Genomic DNA, 17565 nt, shown 5'->3' on the forward strand with positions numbered 1-17565 from the left:
ACCAGGCAAGGGGGCGACATGCACGTCTCGGCCCACGTCGACACCTTCGCGCGTGACCACCTCCCGCCGCCGGACGAGTGGCCCGAGCTGTGCTTCGACCTCCCGGAGCTGTGCTACCCCGGACGGCTGAACTGCGCGGTGGAGCTGCTCGGCCGCGCCGACCCCGCCCGGCCCGTCTTCCACACCCCGGCCGGCCCCACCTGGACGTACGGCGACCTGCGCGCCCGCGTGGACCGGATCGCCCATGTCCTCACCGGCGAGCTGGGGGTCGTACCCGGCAACCGCGTCCTGCTGCGCGGCCCCACCACCCCGTGGCTCGCCGCCTGCTGGCTGGCCGTGCTGAAGGCGGGCGCGGTCGCGGTCACCGTGCTGGCCCAGCAGCGTCCGCACGAGCTGGCCACGGTGTGCGAGATCGCCCGGGTCCGGCACGCGCTGTGCGACATCCGGGCCGTGGACGACCTGGCGCAGGCCGAGATCCCGGGCCTGCGCATCACGACGTACGGCGGTGACGCGCCCGACGACCTGCTGCGCCGCCCGGCGCCCGGCACCCCGTACCCGGCGGTCGACACCGCCGCCGACGACGTGGCCCTGATCGCGTTCACCTCCGGCACCACGGGTCGCCCGAAAGGGTGCATGCACTTCCACCGGGATGTGCTGGCCATAGCCGACACCTTCTCCAGACATGTGCTGCGCCCCCACGAGGACGACGTCTTCGCCGGCAGCCCCCCACTCGGCTTCACCTTCGGCCTCGGCGGACTGGTGGTGTTCCCCCTGCGGGCCGGCGCCAGCGCCCTGCTCCTCGAACAGGCCGGTCCCCGGCAGCTGCTGCCCGCGATCGCCGAGCACCGGGTCTCCGTCCTGTTCACGGCGCCGACCGCCTACCGCGCGATGCTCGACGCACTGGACGGCCACGACACCTCGTCACTGCGGCGCTGCGTCTCCGCCGGTGAGAACCTGCCCGCGGCCACCTGGCGGGCCTGGCGGGAGCGCACCGGGCTGCGCCTCATCAACGGCATCGGCGCCACCGAGCTGCTGCACATCTTCATCTCCGCGGCCGACGAGCAGGCCAGGCCCGCCACGACGGGCGTCCCGGTTCCGGGCTGGCAGGCGCGCGTGCAGGACGCGGACGGCGCCCCGGTGCCCGACGGCGAGCCCGGCCTCCTCGCGGTCCGCGGCCCGGTGGGCTGCCGCTACCTCGCCGACCCGCGGCAGCGTGAGTACGTGCGCGGTGGCTGGAACGTCACCGGCGACACCTACGTCCGGGAGAGCGACGGCCATTTCCGCTATGTGGCCCGCGCCGACGACATGATCATCTCGGCGGGGTACAACATCGCCGGACCGGAGGTGGAGGACGCGCTGCTGCGCCATCCGGACGTGGTCGAAACGGCGGTCGTCGGCCGGCCCGACGAGGCACGTGGCCAGGTGGTGGTGGCGTACACGGTCCTGCGGGACGGGTCCCGGCGCGACCCGGAAGCGCTGCGCACCTTCCTCAAGTCCGAACTGGCGCCCTACAAGTGCCCGCGCGAGTTCGTCTTCCTCGACGCGCTGCCCCGCACGGCCACCGGCAAGCTGCAGCGGTTCCGGCTGCGCACCGGAGGTGACCGGCAGTGATACCGACGACCTAAAATGATCAATGTGTCCGAGCAGCACGCCCCCCGGTCCCTCATCGTCACGCTCTACGGCGCGTACGGCCGCTTCATGCCCGGCCCGGTGCCCGTCGCCGAGCTGATCCGGCTCCTGGCCGCGGTCGGCGTGGACGCGCCCTCCGTGCGCTCCTCCGTGTCCCGGCTCAAACGCCGCGGTCTGCTGCTGCCCGCCCGTACCGAGACCGGTGCCGCCGGGTACGAACTCTCCTCCGAGGCCCGCCAGTTGCTGGACGACGGCGACCGCCGCGTCTACCTCACCGCGCCACCCGAGGACAAGGGCTGGGTGCTCGCGGTGTTCTCGGTGCCCGAGTCGGAGCGGCAGAAGCGGCATGTGCTGCGCTCCCGGCTGGCCGGCCTGGGCTTCGGCACGGCGGCGCCGGGGGTGTGGATCGCGCCCGCCCGCCTGTACGAGGAGACCCGGCACACCCTGCGCCGCCTGCGCCTCGACCCGTACGTCGACCTCTTCCGCGGCGAGCACCTCGGCTTCGCCCCGACCCCTGAGGCCGTCGCCCGCTGGTGGGACCTCGCGGCCATCGCCAAGGAGCACGAGCGCTTCCTGGACGGGCACGCCCCCGTGCTGCACGCCTGGGAGCTCCGCACGGCCACCCCGCCCGAGGAGGCCTACCGCGACTACCTCCTGGCCCTCGACACCTGGCGCCACCTCCCCTACACCGACCCCGGCCTCCCCGCCCGCCTGCTGCCCCCCGACTGGCCGGGCGTCCGCTCGGCCGAGGTGTTCCGGGGGCTGCACGAGCGACTGCGGGACGCGGGGGCGGAGTTCGTGGGGGTGTGACGCGGGCCGGTACGGGTCAGGCGCCGAACCGGCAGTACAGCTGCGCCCCGGCCGCCTTCGCCCGGCTCGCCAGGCCGACGAACAGGCGCACGCTCTCCTCCGCTTCCGCGTAGTCGCAGGGCATCTCCTCGATGTCGCACCAAGCGAGCATCGGCACGGCGTCCTCCACGATCCCGGCGAGCGTGTCCCGCCAGGACTCCGGTATCTCCTCGAGGATCAGCCCGCTGTCCCAGGCGGTCCCGGCGAGGGGAAACGTCTCATGGGGACGGGGCACCTCGTCCGGGTCGGGCCACACCAGCCGCGGTTCCGCAGGACTGCCGGACGGTCGGCCCTCGGCGAACGAGACCAGCCGGCCCAGCACGATGTCCGCGTCCAGCCGCTTCACGTCGAACCAGTCCACCCCCGCATCGTCGCGCGGCCGCTCACCGAGCCAGTCCCCGCCCGGCCCGATCGCCCACTCCACGGCCGTGTTCCGGTCGGCCACCCAGAAGTACTCGAAGATCGTGCTCACGGTGTCTCCGTCCGCCTCACTGTCCTCACGGCTCGAGTACAGCAGACGGCACCGACGGCTCAGCCGTCCAGGGTCAACCGGGGTTTCGGGCTGTCCGTGCGGCCGGTCTGCGGGCGCCGGCTGCCCGCGCGGTAGGGGGCGGGCCAGACGACGCCGGGCCCCTCGTAGCCCTGCTCGGCCGCCGCGTGCAGCGTCCAGTGCGGGTCGTACAGGTGGGGGCGGGCGAGCGCGCACAGGTCCGCGCGCCCGGCCAGGATCAGGGAGTTGACGTCGTCCCACGAGGAGATCGCGCCGACCGCGATCACCGGGACGCGGACCTCGTGCCGGATCCGGTCGGCGAACGGTGTCTGGTACGACCGCCCGAACTCCGGCCGTTCCTCGGCCACCACCTGACCCGTCGACACGTCGATCGCGTCGGCGCCGTGCGCGGCGAAGGCCCGGGCGATCTCGACCGCGTCCTCGGCGGTGGTGCCGCCCTCGGCCCAGTCGGTGGCGGAGATGCGCACGGTCATGGGTCGCTCGCCCGGCCACACTCCGCGTACGGCGTCGAAGACCTCCAGCGGGAACCTCAGCCTTTTCTCCAGCGAGCCGCCGTAGGCGTCGGTGCGCTGGTTGGTGAGCGGGGAGAGGAAACCGGAGAGCAGATAGCCGTGCGCGCAGTGCAGTTCGAGCAGGTCGAAGCCGGCCCGGGCGGCCCGCCAGGCGGCCGCCGCGAACTGCTCGCGGATATCGGTCAGCTGGGCCCGCGAGAGCTCGCGCGGGGTCTGACTGCCCGGCCGGTACGGCAGCGGGGAGGCGGCCACCAGCGGCCAGTTGCCGTCGGGCAGCGGTTCGTCCATGCCCTCCCACATCAGCTTCGTGGAACCCTTGCGACCGCAGTGGCCGAGCTGCACCCCGATCGCCGTCCCGGGTGCCTGGGTGTGCACGAAGTCGGTGATCCGCTTCCAGACCTCGGCCTGGCGCCCGGTGTAGAGGCCGGCGCAGCCGGGGGTGATCCGGCCCTCCTCGCTGACGCACACCATCTCGGTCATCACCAGACCGGCCCCGCCGAGGGCGCGGGCGCCGAGGTGGACCAGGTGGAGGTCGCCGGGTACGCCGTCGACGGCCGAGTACAGGTCCATGGGCGACACCACGACCCGGTTGCGCAGGGTCAGGCCGTGCAGCCGGAACGGGGTGAACATCGGGGGCGTGCCGGGTGGGCAGCCGAACTCGCGCTCGACCGCCTCGGTGAAGTGGGCGTCGCGCAGCCGGAGGTTGTCGTGGGTGACACGGCGGCTGCGGGTGAGCAGGTTGAAGGCGAACTGGCGGGGCGGCTGGTCGAGGTGGCGCGGCAGGTTCTCGAACCACTCCAGGCTCGCCCGGGCGGCCCGCTGCGTGGAGGCGACGACGGGCCTGCGCTCCTCCTCGTAGGCCACCAACGCCGTGCAGACGTCCGGCTGTTCCTCGAGACAGGCGGCCAGCGCCAGCGCGTCCTCGACGGCGAGCTTGGTGCCGGAGCCGATGGAGAAGTGGGCGGTGTGGGCCGCGTCGCCGAGGAGGACGACGTTGCCGTGCGACCAGCGCTCGTTGACCACCGTACGGAAGGTGGTCCAGGCCGAGTTGTTCGAGCGCAGCGGCCGTCCGCCGAGCGCGTCGGCGAAGGTCTTGGCGCAGCGCTCGATGGACTCCGGCGTTTCGGCCTCGTCGAATCCCGCCGCCCGCCAGACCTCCTCGCGCATCTCGATGATGACGGTGGAGGCGTCGGGCGCATAGGGATAGCCGTGCAGTTGCATCGCGCCGTGCTCGGTCTCGGCGATCTCGAAACGGAAGGCGTCGAGGGCGAAGTCGGCGGCGAGCCAGATGTAGCGGCAGCGGTGTGCGGTCACCCGGGGGCGGAACACGTGGGCGTAGGTCTCGCGGGTGGTGCTGTGCACACCGTCCGCCGCGATGACGACGTCGTGGTCGTGCGAGAGCCGGTCGGTCCGCGGCGCCGCGGTGGAGAAACGCAGCTCCACGCCGAGTGAGCGGCAGCGGGCGTGCAGGATCTCCAGGAGGCGGCGCCTGCCCAGTGCGGCGAAGCCGTGTCCTTGGGAGGTGTGCCGGGTGCCCCGGTGCACGATGTCGATGTCGTCCCAGCGCACGAAGTCCTGCTGCAGGGCCTCGTAGACCACGGGGTCGGCGTGCTCGATGCCGCCCAGGGTCTCGTCGGAGAGGACCACCCCGAAGCCGAAGGTCTCGTCAGGGGCGTTGCGTTCCCAGAGGGTGATCTCCCTCGTGGGGTCGAGCCGCTTCAGCAGTGCGGCCGCGTAGAGGCCACCGGGGCCCCCGCCGATGATCGCCACGCGCATGAATTACCTCCCTCGCCACTTCGGTGGCCGCTTCGCCGTGAACGCCGCGTGGAACTCGGCGTAGTCCTCGCCGTTCATCAGGAGGGCCTGGGTCGAGGCGTCCAGCTCCACCGAGGCCGCCAGCGGCATGTCCAGTTCCGCCGTCAGCAGCGCCTTCGTCTGGGCGTACGCCAGAGCCGGACCGTCCGCCAGGCGGCGGGCCAGCTGGGAAGCGGCCTCGTCGGCCCGGCCCTCCTCCGTCAGCTCGCTGATCAGGCCGATGCGCTCGGCCTCGGGCGCCCGGACCGGCTCGCCGAGCATGAGCAGGCGCGTGGCGTGGCCCAGCCCGACCACCCGGGGCAGCAGGTAGGCCGCGCCCATGTCGCCGCCGGACAGGCCGACCCGGGTGAAGAGGAAGGCGAACCGGGCCGAGGGGTCCGCGACCCGGAAGTCGGCCGCGAGCGCCAGTACGGCACCGGCACCGGCCGCCACCCCGTGCACGGCGGCGATCACCGGGAACGGGCATTCCCGGATCGCCCGCACGACCTGCCCGGTCATCCGGTTGAAGTCGAGCAGCTGGGCGGTGTCCATGGACAGCGTGGCGCCGATGATCTCGTCCACGTCGCCGCCGGAGCAGAAGCCGCGTCCCGCGCCGGCCAGCACCAGGGCACGGACCGACCGCTCCCTGGACAGCTCGGCGAGGAGATCACGCAGGTCGGCGTAGGCGCCGAAGGTGAGGGCGTTGAGCTTGGCGGGGCGGTCGAGGGTGACGGTGGCGACCCCGTCGGCGTGCTGGACCCGCAGGTGCTCCCAGTCGGAGGTGCGGGGGGCGGAGCCGGTGAAAGGACTCATGACGTGCGGCCTCCTAGGGGGGCGGTGCCTCACGTAGCGCTACCCGAAAAAGCTATCACCTCTTTGTGACTGTCGTCATGACAGCGCGACAGCATCGTGCGGATGGCCGGGTCCCGTCACGCGCGTCACCGATCGTCCACAGCGTCGTAACAGTGGGCTCGGCCGGGCGAGGCGGGGCGTTCTCCCGGGTAGGCCGCCGGTACCGGGGCCGAGGGTCCCGCGCGGTGCCCGACGACGGTCCGAAGTGGCCGGGCCCGTACCATTCCTACAGTCGAAAGCAGGACAGCCTGCTCCATGAACGGACTCGCCTTGCACGAACGCCCCACCGAATCGGCTTCCTGGCGCATCGCGCTGCCCCACACCACCGCGGCGGTGCCCGTGGCGCGTGCCCTGGTCCGGACGGCCCTCTCCGAGGTGGGGCACGCGACCGACAGCGACACCGCCGAGCTGCTGACGGCGGAGCTGGTGGCCAACGCGGTGGAGCACACGGCCGGCCGGGGCCCGATAGAGCTGGTGGTGGAGGTGCTGCCGACCGGCTGCCGGGTCGAGGTGCACGACCCGGACCCGGCACCGCCCGGCCACCTCACGCGTCCCGTGATCGAGGAGCCCGACGTCTGGCAGGAGGGCGGGCGCGGCCTGCTGCTGATCCGCGCCCTCAGCTCGTCCTGCGGTCACCGCCCGACCGCCTCGGGCAAGGCGGTGTGGTTCAGACTGCCTGTGGTTCCCGCTCAGCGGCGTCCGGCGTGACCTCGGTGGCCGCCGTGCGGGCCAGCGTGGAGTGCCGGCGCCCGTAGGCGACGTACACGAGCAGTCCGATCGCGAGGAACACCGCGAACTGGATCCAGGTCTGCCGGCCGGTCTCGTACATCAGGTACAGGCAGAAGCCGACGCCCAGCAGCGGGCCGACGGGGTAGAGCGGCACCCGGAAGCTGCGGGCGAGGCCGGGTTCGCGGCGGCGCAGGGCGATCACGGCGATGTTGACGACGGCCATGACGGCGAGCGTGCCGATGGTGCACAGGTTCATCACGGCGTCCAGGGAGGCGAAGGCCGCCGGGACCGCGAAGACGACGGCGACGATGAGCGTGCCGGCCACCGGGGTGGAGGTCTTCGGCGACACCTTCTCGAAGACGCGCGGAATGAGGCCGTCCCGGGACATCGACATCAGGATGCGGGTCTGGCCGTACATCACGGCGAGGACCACGGAGGCGATGGCGACGACCGCGCCGAAGGCGACGACCCCGCCGCCGATGGTGGAGCCGGTGACCGCGTTGACAACGTACGACAGCGCGGCGGGCCGGCCGGCGACCTGGTCGCCGCCGATGGCGCCGATGGCGGCAAGCGCGACCGCGCAGTACAGCAGGGTGACCAGTCCCATGCAGACGAGGATCGCCACGGGGATGTCCCGGCGCGGGTTCTTCGCCTCCTCACCGGCCGTGGTGATCGCGTCGAAGCCGATGTAGGAGAAGAACGCGGCGGTGGTGCCCGCGCCGATGCCGCCGAGGCCGGCCGGGGAGAACGGGGTGAGGTTGCCGTCCTTGAAGGCGCTGTAGCCGACGACGCAGAAGGCCAGCAGGATGACGAGCTTCACGGCGGCCATGGCCGCGGTCGCCCGGGCGCTTTCGCGCACCCCGCGCACCAGCAGCACGGAGGCCATCGCGATGACGATCACCGCGGGAAGGTTCACGATGCCGCCGTCGCCCGGGCCGACGGACAGCGCGGCCGGGAGCTGGTGGCCGGTGATGTTGTGCAGGAGTTCGTTGACGTACTGGCTCCAGCCGACGGCCACCGCCGAGATCGAGACGCCGTACTCCAGCAGCAGGCACCAGCCGACCAGGAAGGCGGTGGTCTCGCCGAGGCCGGCGTAGGCGAAGGAGTACGAGGAGCCGGAGACCGGGATCGCGCCGCCCAGCTCGGCGAAGGAGAGGGCGGTGAAGACACAGGTGATCGCGGCGAGGACGAAGGAGACGACCACGGCGGGCCCCGCCTGGGCGACGGAGTCGGAGAGGCCGACGAAGATGCCGGTGCCGACGATGGCGCCGACGCCGAAGCAGATGAGCTGGAAGAGGCCCATCGTGCGCTTCAGGCCGTGGCCCTCGCGGTCGGCGCCGGATTCGGCGACGAGCAGGTGCGGGGACTTGATGCGGGGAGCGGGCATGCGGGTGGTGCTCGTTTCTGGTGGTGCGGGCGACCTTCCGGGGTCTGGAGGTCGCGGCGGCCCAGGCCGGGGTGGTGGCGGGCCGCCGGTCAGGATAAGGCCCGTCAGGCGAGGGTCGCGACCAGCACGGCCTTGATGGTGTGCAGCCGGTTCTCGGCCTCGTCGAAGACGACGGAGTGGGCCGACTCGAAGACCTCGTCCGTCACTTCCAGCGAGGTCAGGCCGTGGGTCTCGTAGATGTCCTGCCCGACCTTGGTGCCGAGGTCGTGGAGGGCCGGCAGGCAGTGCAGGAACTTCACGTCCGGGTTGCCGGTGGCGCGCAGGACGTCCATGGTGACGGCGTACGGGGCGAGGGCGGTGATCCGCTCGTCCCAGACCTCCTTGGGCTCGCCCATGGAGACCCACACGTCGGTGGCGACGAAGTCGGCGTCCGCGACGCCCTCGGTGATCTCCTCGGTGAGCGTGATCCGGGCACCGCTGGACTCGGCGAGCTCACGGGCGCGGTCGACGATCTCCTGGGCGGGCCAGTAGGACTTCGGCGCGACGATCCGTACGTCCATCCCGAGCAGGGCGCCGGTGACCAGGTAGGAGTTGCCCATGTTGAAGCGGGCGTCGCCGAGGTAGGCGAAGGCGGTCTCCTTCAGCGGCTTGGCGCTGTGCTCGGTCATGGTGAGCACGTCGGCGAGCATCTGGGTGGGATGCCAGTCGTCCGTGAGCCCGTTGTAGACGGGCACACCGGCGTGGGCGGCCAGCTCCTCGACGCCCGTCTGGCTGTCGCCCCGGTACTCGATGGCGTCGAACATGCGGCCGAGGACGCGGGCGGTGTCCTTCACGGACTCCTTGTGCCCGATCTGCGAGCCGGAGGGGTCGAGGTACGTCGTGCGGGCGCCCTGGTCGGCGGCGGCGACCTCGAACGCGCAGCGGGTACGCGTCGAGGTCTTCTCGAAGATCAGCGCGATGTTCCTGCCCCGCAGGTGCTGCGTCTCGGTCCCGGCCTTCTTGGCGGCCTTCAGCTCGGCGGCCAGCTCGACCAGACCGCGGAACTCCTCCTCGGTGAAGTCCAGCTCCTTGAGGAAGTGACGGCCGGCGAGGGCGGTCGGGACTGTCGCCATGGGGGCGCTCCAGGGGTACGGCTGCAGAGACCTTGGAATTCTATACGACGGTTAGCATGGCTATGCGGACTGAAGGCGTCCGATCGGTCACACCGCCTCGCGTTCGACGGGACAGCTCATACAGCGCGGACCACCCCTGCCCCTGCCGAGCTCACTGCCGGGGATCTCGATCACCTCGATGCCCTGCTTGCGCAGGTGGGTGTTGGTGGTGGCGTTGCGCTCGTAGGCGACGACGACACCCGGTTCGACGGCGAGCACGTTGCAGCCGTCGTCCCACTGCTCGCGCTCGGCCGCGTGCACGTCCTGGGTGGCGGTCAGCACCCGGACCTCGCCGAGCCCCAGGGCGGCGGCGATCGCGCGGTGCATGTGCTCGGGCGGATGGTCGGTGACCTTGAGCTCCCGCTCACCGACACCCGGTTCGATGGTGTACGAGCGCAGCATGCCGAGCCCGGCGTACTGGGTGAAGGTGTCGCCGTCGACCATGGTCATCACGGTGTCGAGGTGCATGAAGGCCCGCCGCTTGGGCATGTCGAGCGCGACGATCGTGCGCGCGGAGCCCGCCGCGAACAGCTTGTGCGCCAGCATCTCCACGGCCTGCGGAGTGGTGCGCTCACTCATGCCGATCAGGACGGCGCCGTTGCCGATCACCAGGACGTCACCGCCCTCGATGGTGGAGGGGTAGTCGGCCTGCCCCCGGGACCAGACACGGAACGTTTCCTCACGGAACAGCGGGTGGTGCCGGTAGATCGCCTCGAAGTGCACGGTCTCCCGCTGCCGCGCGGGCAGGCGCATGGCGTTGATGGCGACCCCGTCGTATATCCAGGCGGAGGTGTCGCGGGTGAAGAGGTGGTTGGGGAGGGGACCGAGCAGGAAGTCGTCGAGGTCCATCACATGGAACCGGACGGAGGTCGGCTCCGCGTGGGCCGCGAGGAACTCCCGCTTGGTCATGCCGCCGACCAGGGCCTCGGCCAGCTCGCGCGCGGGCAGCGTCTCGAAGGCGGCGCGCAGATGGTCGGTGGCGAGGGGGCCGTACTCCTTCTCGTCGAAGACCCGGTCGAGGACGAGGGACCGGGCCTCGGGGATCGCCAGGGTCTCGGTGAGCAGGTCACCGAAGAGGTGGACGGCGACCCCGCGGTCGCGCAGGACGTCGGCGAACCCGTCGTGCTCGGCGCGCGCCCGGCGCACCCACAGCACGTCGTCGAAGAGGAGGGCGTCCTTGTTGCTGGGCGTGAGCCTTTTGAGCTCGAGGTCGGGCCGGTGCAGTATCACGCGGCGCAGCCGCCCGGCCTCGGAGTCGACGTGGTATGCCATGCCTCCATCCTGGCCATCGATGCCCGCCTTCACGCGCTACTCGGCCGTTTCCGCCGCTTCCTGTTCTCGTCCCATTGACGCGAAGTGACCTCGCCGTTATCGTCTCAATGACGAAAGTGGCTCGCGGCACACACCCTGCACCACCGCTCGGCACGCTGCTCACCGAGACGGCCCGGCAGCACACGCCGGCCCTCCGCGTGATGGCTCCCCCGCGCTCGAATGAGCTCGCGCGGGAGGTACTCCATCGGCCGGAGCCGGAGGCGCCCTGGTGGCGGGTGGACCCGGGGCTTCGGCCTCCCTGTCGGTCACCGTGGAGTCCGGCCGGCCGATCGCGTTCGGCGACGGCAGCGACGGTGACGCGCCGCAGCTGACCTGGGGGCAGACGGTCCGGGTCGGGGTGTGCGGTCAGCGGCTCCGGCTGGTGGGTCGAGGCCTCAGATCGCGGTGCAGGGGACGGGCCAGCGCCGGATGCGCGGGGGCAGGGCCACCGCCCGGTCCGCGCTGACCCGCACCAGCCGCTCGGCGGCGAGCAGGTCGACGGCCTTCCGCTGGACGGCGTTCAGCGCGTCGAGGGGCGTGGGCTCCCTGAGCAGGTCGAAGGTGGCGAGCAGGTCGGGGTGGTCGAGGGTGAGCCTGACCGTGGTGCCGGGCTGTCTGCGGTCCATGACGGTGACGAAGCCGGGGCCGCGCCGGTGGTAGAGGATGCCGTCGGAGTAGCCCGTCGGCTCCTGCCCCGCCGGGTCCGGCGGTTCGGTCACCGCGACACCATCGGCGAGACGGACCGGCTCACCCCAGGTGGGGAGCGAGACGTAGGTGCCGCCGTCACGGAACAACAGGCCCAGCGACATGGTGTGTCGGACCCAGTGGTCGAGGGCGTCGGCGCAGATGTCGTGGCCGTCCTCCGTCAGCAGCCGGTGCAGGGCGGGTAACGTACGGCCGTCCTCCAGGCGGCGCAGGGCCCCGGCCTGCCAGCCGGTGAAGCGGTGGGTGGCGGCTGGGCGGCCCTGTCGGCGGTCGTGCACCAGCAGATCCTCGCCGGCCACCTCGAACAGCAGCCGCGAGTGCGCGTGCCCGGCCCGCCACGCGGCCACGGCCTCGCATAGCCGGCGCTCCGCCGGGCCCGTGATGCCCGCGTCCTCGGTGTCGAAGAGGTAGACCAGGTCGGCGAGTTCGTCCTCGGGCAGATCGTAGACGTGCTGGTACATCTCGGCCGGGCGGCGCTTGCCGAAACCGAGGGCGGGGTCGGTGAAGTGCGGGCTGAAACGCTCGAGCTGGATGCGGTGGGCACCGCTCGGCGGCTGGAGGTGGACCAGGGCGGGGAGCTGGTCGACGACCGCCGTGTAGTCGTCCGCCGTCTCGCCCGGAAAGCCGTAGAGGAGGTTCCAGGAGCAGGTCAGCGCGTGGTTCTCGCACTCGCGCAGGGTGCGCACGTTGCGGGCGCCGGTGACGCCCTTGTCCATGAGGTCGAGGACCCGGCTGCCCAGGCTCTCGATGCCGGGCTGGATGTGCACCGTACCGGACTCCCCGAGGAGCCGGAGCTGGCCGGGGGTGAGGTTGGACTTGACCTCGTAGTGCAGCCTGAGGTCCCAGCCGCTGTCGGCGACGCGGGGCAGGAAGTCACGGAAGTAGGCCATGTCGATGATGTTGTCGACGGTGACCACGTCGAGGATGCGGTGGCGGCGGACCAGCCGGTCGATCTCCGCCCACAGCCGCTCGCCCGGCTTGGCGCGGAAGGCCATCGCGGACCCGTTGAGCCCGCAGAAGGTGCAGTGGTGCTTCTCCCCCCACCAGCAGCCGCGGGCGCCCTCGACCACCAGCTTCGGGTGCACGTGCTCCTGCACCGGTGAGACGTCCAGGGCGGCCTGCCACTGGTCGTAGTCGGGCGAGGGGATGTCGGCGGGCGCCACGGTCCGTCTGGACTCGGTGTTGGCCCGCGACACGTGGCCGTCCCACCAGCACAGGCCGGCCACATCCGCCGGCGGGGTGCCCTCGTCCAAGTGCCGTAACAGGGCCGGGAAGGCGTACTCGGCCTCGCCGCGCACCACGTGGTCGACGAAGGGATGGTTGCGGTGCAGGGCGTGGCCCATCGGGCCGTCGCAGTTGCTGCCTCCGAAGACCACCGTCAGGTCGGGCCTGAGACGCTTGAGTTCGCGGGCGAGCGCGAGGGAGGACACGTTCTGCATGAACGTGGTGGTGAAGCCGACCACGTCCGGCCCGGCCGCCAGTATCTCCGTCGCACAGGCGGCGACGAACCCGGCGGCGTACGGGCGCATCGCGACAGCGGTGTCGATGAAGACGTCCCGGGCGGCCGCGTAGTCCCGCAGCCGGGCCAGGCCCCAGTCGGGGTCGTCGTACAGGACGCCGGAGAAGACCCAGTCGCCCAGGCCGTGGAAGATCGCGTCGCTGCCGACCGCCACACAGTCCCCCGGCCGCAGCCGGCCCCCCGAGCGCTCCAGCAGGAACTCCGCCCAGCGCAGCGAGCCGTGGAACTCGGTCACCTCGGCACCGGAACGCGCCTGCCGCACCAGGCGGTTCAGCAGGCCCAGCTGCAGCGAAGGGAGGTCGAGGGGATGCCAGGGCATCGCGACCAGGTGAACGCGCATGTTCAGCGGGTCGGCCGCTTCTCCAGGATCGCCGGCCGGCGGCTGGTGCTCCGCTCCTCGCGGACGACGACCTTCTTGATCTCCATGCCCGCCGCTTGCTCCGGCTTCTCGCTCCCCATGCCCAGCGCCCCCTCCGTGCGTACGAACACCCTTGTGCCGCACGGCTGTCCACCATATGGACAGAAGTGTGTGCGGCACAAGGGCGTTCTGTGCCCGTCTGCGGACGGACGGTCTGTGCCCGTCTACAGACGGGGGTCCACCGGCTCCGACTCCAGGGCCAGCACCCCGAACACCGCCTCGTGCACCCGCCACAGCGGCTCGCCGTCCGCGAGCCGGTCCAGGGCCTCCAGGCCGAGGGCGTACTCACGGATGGCCAGCGACCGCTTGTGGTTCAGGAACCGCTGCCGCAGCTTGGCCAGGTTGTCCGGCCGGGTGTACTCGGGGCCGTAGATGATCCGCAGGTACTCGCGGCCCCGGCACTTGATGCCGGGCTGCGCCAGCCGCCCCTGTGCGGTGCGCACCAGGGCGCCGAGCGGCTTGACGACCATGCCCTCGCCGCCCCGGACGGTCATCTCCAGCCACCAGTCGACACCGGCGCGGACCGACTCGGGGTCACCCGTGTCGACGTACAGGCGCCGGGTGGTCTGCAGCAGTCCGGTGCCGTCGTGCTCCACCAGCCGGTCGACCAGGGCCAGTTGCTCGTCGTGCGGCAGCGCGGCGAGGCTGCGCCCGCGGACGGCCAGGATCTGGAAGGGGGCGAGGCGGACCCCTTCCAGGCCGTCGGTCGTCCAGCAGTAGCGGCGGTAGGCGTCGGTGAACGCGGCCGCGTCCGCGGCGCGGCCGCGCTGCCGGTCCAGCAGCCCGCCCACGTCGGCTCCGCGGGCCGCTGCGGCCTCCAGCGCGGCGAGCGCACCCGGGAACACCGCGCCCGAGGCGGCGCCCACGGCCGCGTACTGGCTGCGCAGCAGACCCGAGGCCTTCAGCGACCACGGCATCAGCTCGGCGTCCAACAGGAGCCAGTCGGTGTCCAGTTCCTCCCACAGCCCCGCGTCCCCGACGGCCGAGCGCAGCCGGCCGAGGATCTCCTCGGTCACCTCCTCGTCGTCGAAGAACGGCCGCCCGGTCCGGGTGTACAGCGACCCCGTGGGCCCCTGCACGCCGAACCGCCCGCGTGCCGCTTCCGCGTCCCGGCACACCAGGGCAACGGCCCGCGAGCCCATGTGCTTCTCCTCGCACACGACCCGCGCGACCCCGTCCTGCGCGTACTGCGCGAACGCCTCCACCGGATGCTCAAGGTAGCTGTCCACCCGCGAGGTCGCCGTCGGCGCCATGGTCGGCGGCAGGTACGGCAGCAGGCGCGGGTCGACGGCGAAGCGGCTCATGACCTCCAGGGCCGCCGCCGCGTTCTCCTCGCGGACCGCGACCCGGCCGGCGTGCCGGGTCTCCACGGCCCTGCGTCCGTGCACGTCCGCGAGGTCCAGCGGCCGTCCGTCCTGTCCGCCGGGCGCCTCGCTGCGCAGCGGCCGCGCCGGCTCGTACCAGACCCGCTCGGCCGGTACGTCGACCAGCTCGCGCTCCGGCCAGCGCAGCGCGGTCAGCTTGCCGCCGAAGACCGCTCCGGTGTCCAGGCAGATGGTGTTGTTGAGCCAGGTGGCCTCCGGGACCGGGGTGTGTCCGTAGACCACGGCCGCGCGGCCCCGGTAGTCCTCCGCCCACGGGTAGCGCACCGGCAGCCCGAACTCGTCGGTCTCACCGGTGGTCTCGCCGTACAGGGCGTGCGAGCGCACCCGGCCGGAGGTCCGGCCGTGGTACTTCTCGGGCAGACCCGCGTGGCAGACCACGAGCCGGCCGCCGTCGAGGACGTAGTGGCTGACCAGCCCGTCCAGGAAGCGGCGCACCTCGGCCTTGAACTCCTCGCTCTCGCCCTCCATCTGCGCGATGGTCTCGGCGAGCCCGTGGGTGTGCTGCACCTTGCGGCCCTTGAGGTAACGGCCGTACTTGTTCTCGTGGTTGCCGGGCACGCACAGCGCGTTGCCCGCGGCGACCATGGACATCACCCGGCGCAGCACGCCCGGGGTGTCCGGGCCGCGGTCGACCAGGTCGCCCACGAACACGGCGGTACGGCCCTCGGGGTGCACGCCGTCGGTGTAGCCCAGCTTGGTGAGCAGCGACTCGAGTTCGGCCGAGCAGCCGTGGATGTCGCCGATGATGTCGAAGGGGCCGGTGAGATGGGTCAGGTCGTTGAAGCGCTTCTCGGTGACGACGCAGGCACCCTCGGCCTCCTCGACCCCGCGCAGCACGTGCACCTTGCGGAAGCCCTCGCGCTCCAGGTGCCTGAGCGAGCGGCGCAGCTCGCGGATGTGCCGCTGGATCACCCGGCGGGGCATGTCGGCGCGGTCGGTGCGGGCCGCGTTGCGCTCGGCGCACACCTCCTCCGGCACGTCGAGCACGATGGCGATGGGCAGCACGTCGTACTTCTTGGCCAGCTCGATCAGCTGCCGCCGGCTGTCCTGCTGCACGCTGGTGGCGTCGACGACGGTACGGCGGCCCGCGGCCAGCCGCTTGCCGGCGATGTAGTGCAGGACGTCGAAGGCGTCGCTGCTCGCGCTCTGGTCGTTCTCGTCGTCGCAGACGAGACCGCGGCAGAAGTCGGAGGAGATCACCTCGGTCGGCTTGAAGTGCCGGCGGGCGAAGGTCGACTTGCCGGAGCCGGAGGCTCCGACGAGGACGACCAGGGACAGGTCGGTGACGGGGAGGACACGTCCCGCGCGGGTCTCGGTCATGCTGCCTTCGCCTCCTTCGGGGTCTCGGTCTTCACGGTGAACACAGCCATTTGGGTGGGCGGCCCGACTTCGGGGTCGTTCGGTCCGACGGCGACGAACTCCACGTCGTAGCCGTGCCGTTCGGCGACCGTCGACGCCCAGGTGCGGAACTCCTCGCGAGTCCACTCGAAGCGGTGGTCGCCGTGCCTGACGTGTCCGGCGGGCAGGGTCTCCCAGCGGACGTTGTACTCGACGTTCGGGGTGGTCACGAGGACCGTGCGCGGGCGTGCGTGCCCGAACACGGCGTACTCCAGGGCGGGCAGCCGGGGCAGGTCGAGGTGCTCGATCACCTCGCTGAGCACGGCCGCGTCGTAGCCCTTGAGCCGGTTGTCGGTGTAGGCGAGCGAACCCTGGACGAGCTTCACCCGGGACGCCTGCCGCTCCCCCATGCGGTCCAGCTTCAGCCGCCGCGAGGCGATGGTGAGGGCCCGCACCGAGACGTCGACGCCGACCACCTCGGTGAACCGCACGTCCTTGAGCAGCTCCTGCACCAACTGGCCCTGACCGCAGCCCAGGTCGAGCACCCGCGCGGCGCCGGCCTCGCGCAGGGCGGCGAGGATCGCCTCCCTGCGCCGCACGGCGAGCGGTGCCGGCTTCTCCTCCGTCTCCGGCTCCTCCTCGACCGCGTTGTCGATCGCCTCGACCTCGCTGTCGTCGGCCTCGGCCAGGCGCACCAGTTCCAGCCGCTCCATCGCCTGCCGGGTCAGCGACCAGCGGCGGGAGAGATAGCGGCTGGTGATCAGCTTCTGCTCCGGGTGGGTGGGCAGCCAGCCCTCACCGGCGCGCAGCAGCTTGTCGACCTCGTCGGAGGAGACCCAGTAGTGCTTGGCGTCGTCGAGAACGGGCAGCAGGACGTACAGATGGCGCAGCGCCTCGGCGAGGGTCAGCGTCTCCGACTCCAGGACGAGCCGGACGTACCGCGAGTCGCCCCACTCGGGGAACTCGGTGTCGAGGGCGACCGGTTCGGCGCTCACCCCCCAGCCGAGCGGTGCGAAGAGCCGTCGTACGAGCTCCGGTCCGCCGCGGGCGGGCAGTGCGGGCACCTCGATGCGCAGCGGCAGGGGTGCGGCGGCCCGCTCCGGGCGGGCGTTGCACACGCCGCGCAGGGCACTGGAGAACACGGCGCTCAGGGCGACCGCGAGCAGCGAGGAGGCAGCGTAGGGGCGGTCGTTGACGTACTGCGCGAGTGCCGCGTCGGGTGCTCCACCGCGGCCCTTGCCCCTGCCCCGGCGGACCAGCGCGACCGTATCGACCTCCAGCAGGAGCGCGGCCGTGCAGCGCGCGGCGTCCGCCGCCGGGTAGAAGACGTGCGCGGTGCCGTAGGAGGTGGAGAACGTCTGCGCCTTGTCGGGGTGCTTGTGCAGCAGGAACCCGAGGTCGGTGGCCGGGAGGGCGGCGGTGCCGCTCGTCGATATCGTCAGGAACACATGCCCGAGTCTCCCGGTCCCACGGCC

The 17565-nt window shown here is 72.0% G+C and carries 13 protein-coding genes and 1 pseudogene; 4 read left to right on the forward strand and 10 right to left on the reverse strand.

What is annotated here, in order from left to right:
* Positions 1-18: 18 nt before the first annotated feature.
* Both ACFZDC_RS07775 and ACFZDC_RS07780 read left to right on the forward strand, forming a co-directional pair.
* A complete protein-coding gene (locus ACFZDC_RS07775) occupies positions 19-1611 on the forward strand; it encodes an AMP-binding protein (RefSeq protein ID WP_391321218.1) in 1593 nt (530 codons plus the stop codon).
* Positions 1612-1626: 15 nt separating this feature from the next.
* Positions 1627-2439: a PaaX family transcriptional regulator C-terminal domain-containing protein gene (locus tag ACFZDC_RS07780; RefSeq protein WP_391321220.1), complete on the forward strand. Its 813-nt coding sequence runs from the start codon at positions 1627-1629 to the stop codon at positions 2437-2439.
* 16 nt (positions 2440-2455) lie between these two features.
* On the opposite strand, the gene ACFZDC_RS07785 is transcribed toward ACFZDC_RS07780, so the two are convergent.
* From ACFZDC_RS07785 to ACFZDC_RS07795, 3 genes are read right to left on the reverse strand one after another with little or no spacing between them, the layout of a single operon-like run.
* The gene (locus tag ACFZDC_RS07785) at positions 2456-2950 is read right to left on the reverse strand and encodes a hypothetical protein (protein WP_391321222.1); all 495 of its coding nucleotides are present in this window, start codon (positions 2948-2950) and stop codon (positions 2456-2458) included.
* Positions 2951-3009: 59 nt separating this feature from the next.
* Positions 3010-5277 (reverse strand): bifunctional salicylyl-CoA 5-hydroxylase/oxidoreductase, encoded by a 2268-nt coding sequence (locus ACFZDC_RS07790; protein WP_391321224.1) that lies wholly within the window; start codon positions 5275-5277, stop codon positions 3010-3012.
* 3 nt (positions 5278-5280) lie between these two features.
* Positions 5281-6108: an enoyl-CoA hydratase family protein gene (locus tag ACFZDC_RS07795; RefSeq protein ID WP_391321226.1), complete on the reverse strand. Its 828-nt coding sequence runs from the start codon at positions 6106-6108 to the stop codon at positions 5281-5283.
* Positions 6109-6402: 294 nt separating this feature from the next.
* Here ACFZDC_RS07795 and ACFZDC_RS07800 point away from each other — a divergent pair, with 294 nt between their 5' ends.
* Positions 6403-6855: an ATP-binding protein gene (locus tag ACFZDC_RS07800; protein WP_391321228.1), complete on the forward strand. Its 453-nt coding sequence runs from the start codon at positions 6403-6405 to the stop codon at positions 6853-6855.
* On the opposite strand, the gene ACFZDC_RS07805 is transcribed toward ACFZDC_RS07800, so the two are convergent.
* The 3 genes from ACFZDC_RS07805 to ACFZDC_RS07815 form a co-directional block, all read right to left on the reverse strand.
* A complete protein-coding gene (locus tag ACFZDC_RS07805) occupies positions 6815-8263 on the reverse strand; it encodes an amino acid permease (RefSeq protein ID WP_391321230.1) in 1449 nt (482 codons plus the stop codon). The genes ACFZDC_RS07800 and ACFZDC_RS07805 overlap by 41 nt on opposite strands.
* Before the next feature lie 104 nt (positions 8264-8367).
* Positions 8368-9375, reverse strand: a complete 1008-nt coding sequence (argF, locus tag ACFZDC_RS07810; protein ID WP_391321232.1) for an ornithine carbamoyltransferase — start codon at positions 9373-9375, stop codon at positions 8368-8370.
* A gap of 87 nt (positions 9376-9462) precedes the next feature.
* A complete protein-coding gene (locus ACFZDC_RS07815) occupies positions 9463-10686 on the reverse strand; it encodes an arginine deiminase (protein WP_391321234.1) in 1224 nt (407 codons plus the stop codon).
* Positions 10687-10927: 241 nt separating this feature from the next.
* Here ACFZDC_RS07815 and ACFZDC_RS07820 point away from each other — a divergent pair.
* Positions 10928-11191 (forward strand): annotated as a pseudogene (locus ACFZDC_RS07820) (hypothetical protein); the annotation flags it as partial.
* On the opposite strand, the gene ACFZDC_RS07825 reads toward ACFZDC_RS07820, so the two are convergent.
* The 4 genes from ACFZDC_RS07825 to ACFZDC_RS07840 all read right to left on the reverse strand — a co-directional run bounded on the left by ACFZDC_RS07825 (position 11121) and on the right by ACFZDC_RS07840 (position 17538).
* Positions 11121-13289 carry a RiPP maturation radical SAM C-methyltransferase gene (locus ACFZDC_RS07825; RefSeq protein WP_391321235.1) on the reverse strand — a complete coding sequence of 723 codons (2169 nt, stop codon included), beginning with the start codon at positions 13287-13289 and terminating at the stop codon, positions 11121-11123. The pseudogene ACFZDC_RS07820 and the gene ACFZDC_RS07825 sit on opposite strands and share 71 nt — an antisense overlap.
* Positions 13290-13291: 2 nt before the next feature.
* On the reverse strand, positions 13292-13438 hold the full coding sequence (locus ACFZDC_RS07830) for a hypothetical protein (protein ID WP_391321237.1): 147 nt from the start codon (positions 13436-13438) through the stop codon (positions 13292-13294).
* Positions 13439-13531: 93 nt separating this feature from the next.
* Positions 13532-16072: a polynucleotide kinase-phosphatase gene (locus ACFZDC_RS07835; protein ID WP_391321239.1), complete on the reverse strand. Its 2541-nt coding sequence runs from the start codon at positions 16070-16072 to the stop codon at positions 13532-13534.
* Complete coding sequence (locus ACFZDC_RS07840; RefSeq protein ID WP_391321241.1) at positions 16069-17538, reverse strand: 3' terminal RNA ribose 2'-O-methyltransferase Hen1; 1470 nt, start codon at positions 17536-17538, stop codon at positions 16069-16071. The genes ACFZDC_RS07835 and ACFZDC_RS07840 overlap by 4 nt, the downstream gene beginning before the upstream one ends.
* Positions 17539-17565: the final 27 nt, after the last annotated feature.

Source organism: Streptomyces sp. NPDC007905, from assembly GCF_042959345.1.
In the GTDB taxonomy this organism is placed as follows: domain Bacteria; phylum Actinomycetota; class Actinomycetes; order Streptomycetales; family Streptomycetaceae; genus Streptomyces.

Excerpts from the sequence above, each read along its gene's own strand:
- ACFZDC_RS07775 (WP_391321218.1), top strand. The coding sequence starts at position 19 with ATGCACGTCTCGGCCCACGTCGACACCTTCGCGCGTGACCACCTCCCG.
- ACFZDC_RS07780 (WP_391321220.1), top strand. The coding sequence starts at position 1,627 with ATGATCAATGTGTCCGAGCAGCACGCCCCCCGGTCCCTCATCGTCACG.
- ACFZDC_RS07790 (WP_391321224.1), bottom strand. The coding sequence starts at position 5,277 with ATGCGCGTGGCGATCATCGGCGGGGGCCCCGGTGGCCTCTACGCGGCC.
- ACFZDC_RS07795 (WP_391321226.1), bottom strand. The coding sequence starts at position 6,108 with ATGAGTCCTTTCACCGGCTCCGCCCCCCGCACCTCCGACTGGGAGCAC.
- ACFZDC_RS07800 (WP_391321228.1), top strand. The coding sequence starts at position 6,403 with ATGAACGGACTCGCCTTGCACGAACGCCCCACCGAATCGGCTTCCTGG.
- ACFZDC_RS07805 (WP_391321230.1), bottom strand. The coding sequence starts at position 8,263 with ATGCCCGCTCCCCGCATCAAGTCCCCGCACCTGCTCGTCGCCGAATCC.
- argF (WP_391321232.1), bottom strand. The coding sequence starts at position 9,375 with ATGGCGACAGTCCCGACCGCCCTCGCCGGCCGTCACTTCCTCAAGGAG.
- ACFZDC_RS07815 (WP_391321234.1), bottom strand. The coding sequence starts at position 10,686 with ATGGCATACCACGTCGACTCCGAGGCCGGGCGGCTGCGCCGCGTGATA.
- ACFZDC_RS07825 (WP_391321235.1), bottom strand. The coding sequence starts at position 13,289 with ATGCGCGTTCACCTGGTCGCGATGCCCTGGCATCCCCTCGACCTCCCT.
- ACFZDC_RS07835 (WP_391321239.1), bottom strand. The coding sequence starts at position 16,072 with ATGACCGAGACCCGCGCGGGACGTGTCCTCCCCGTCACCGACCTGTCC.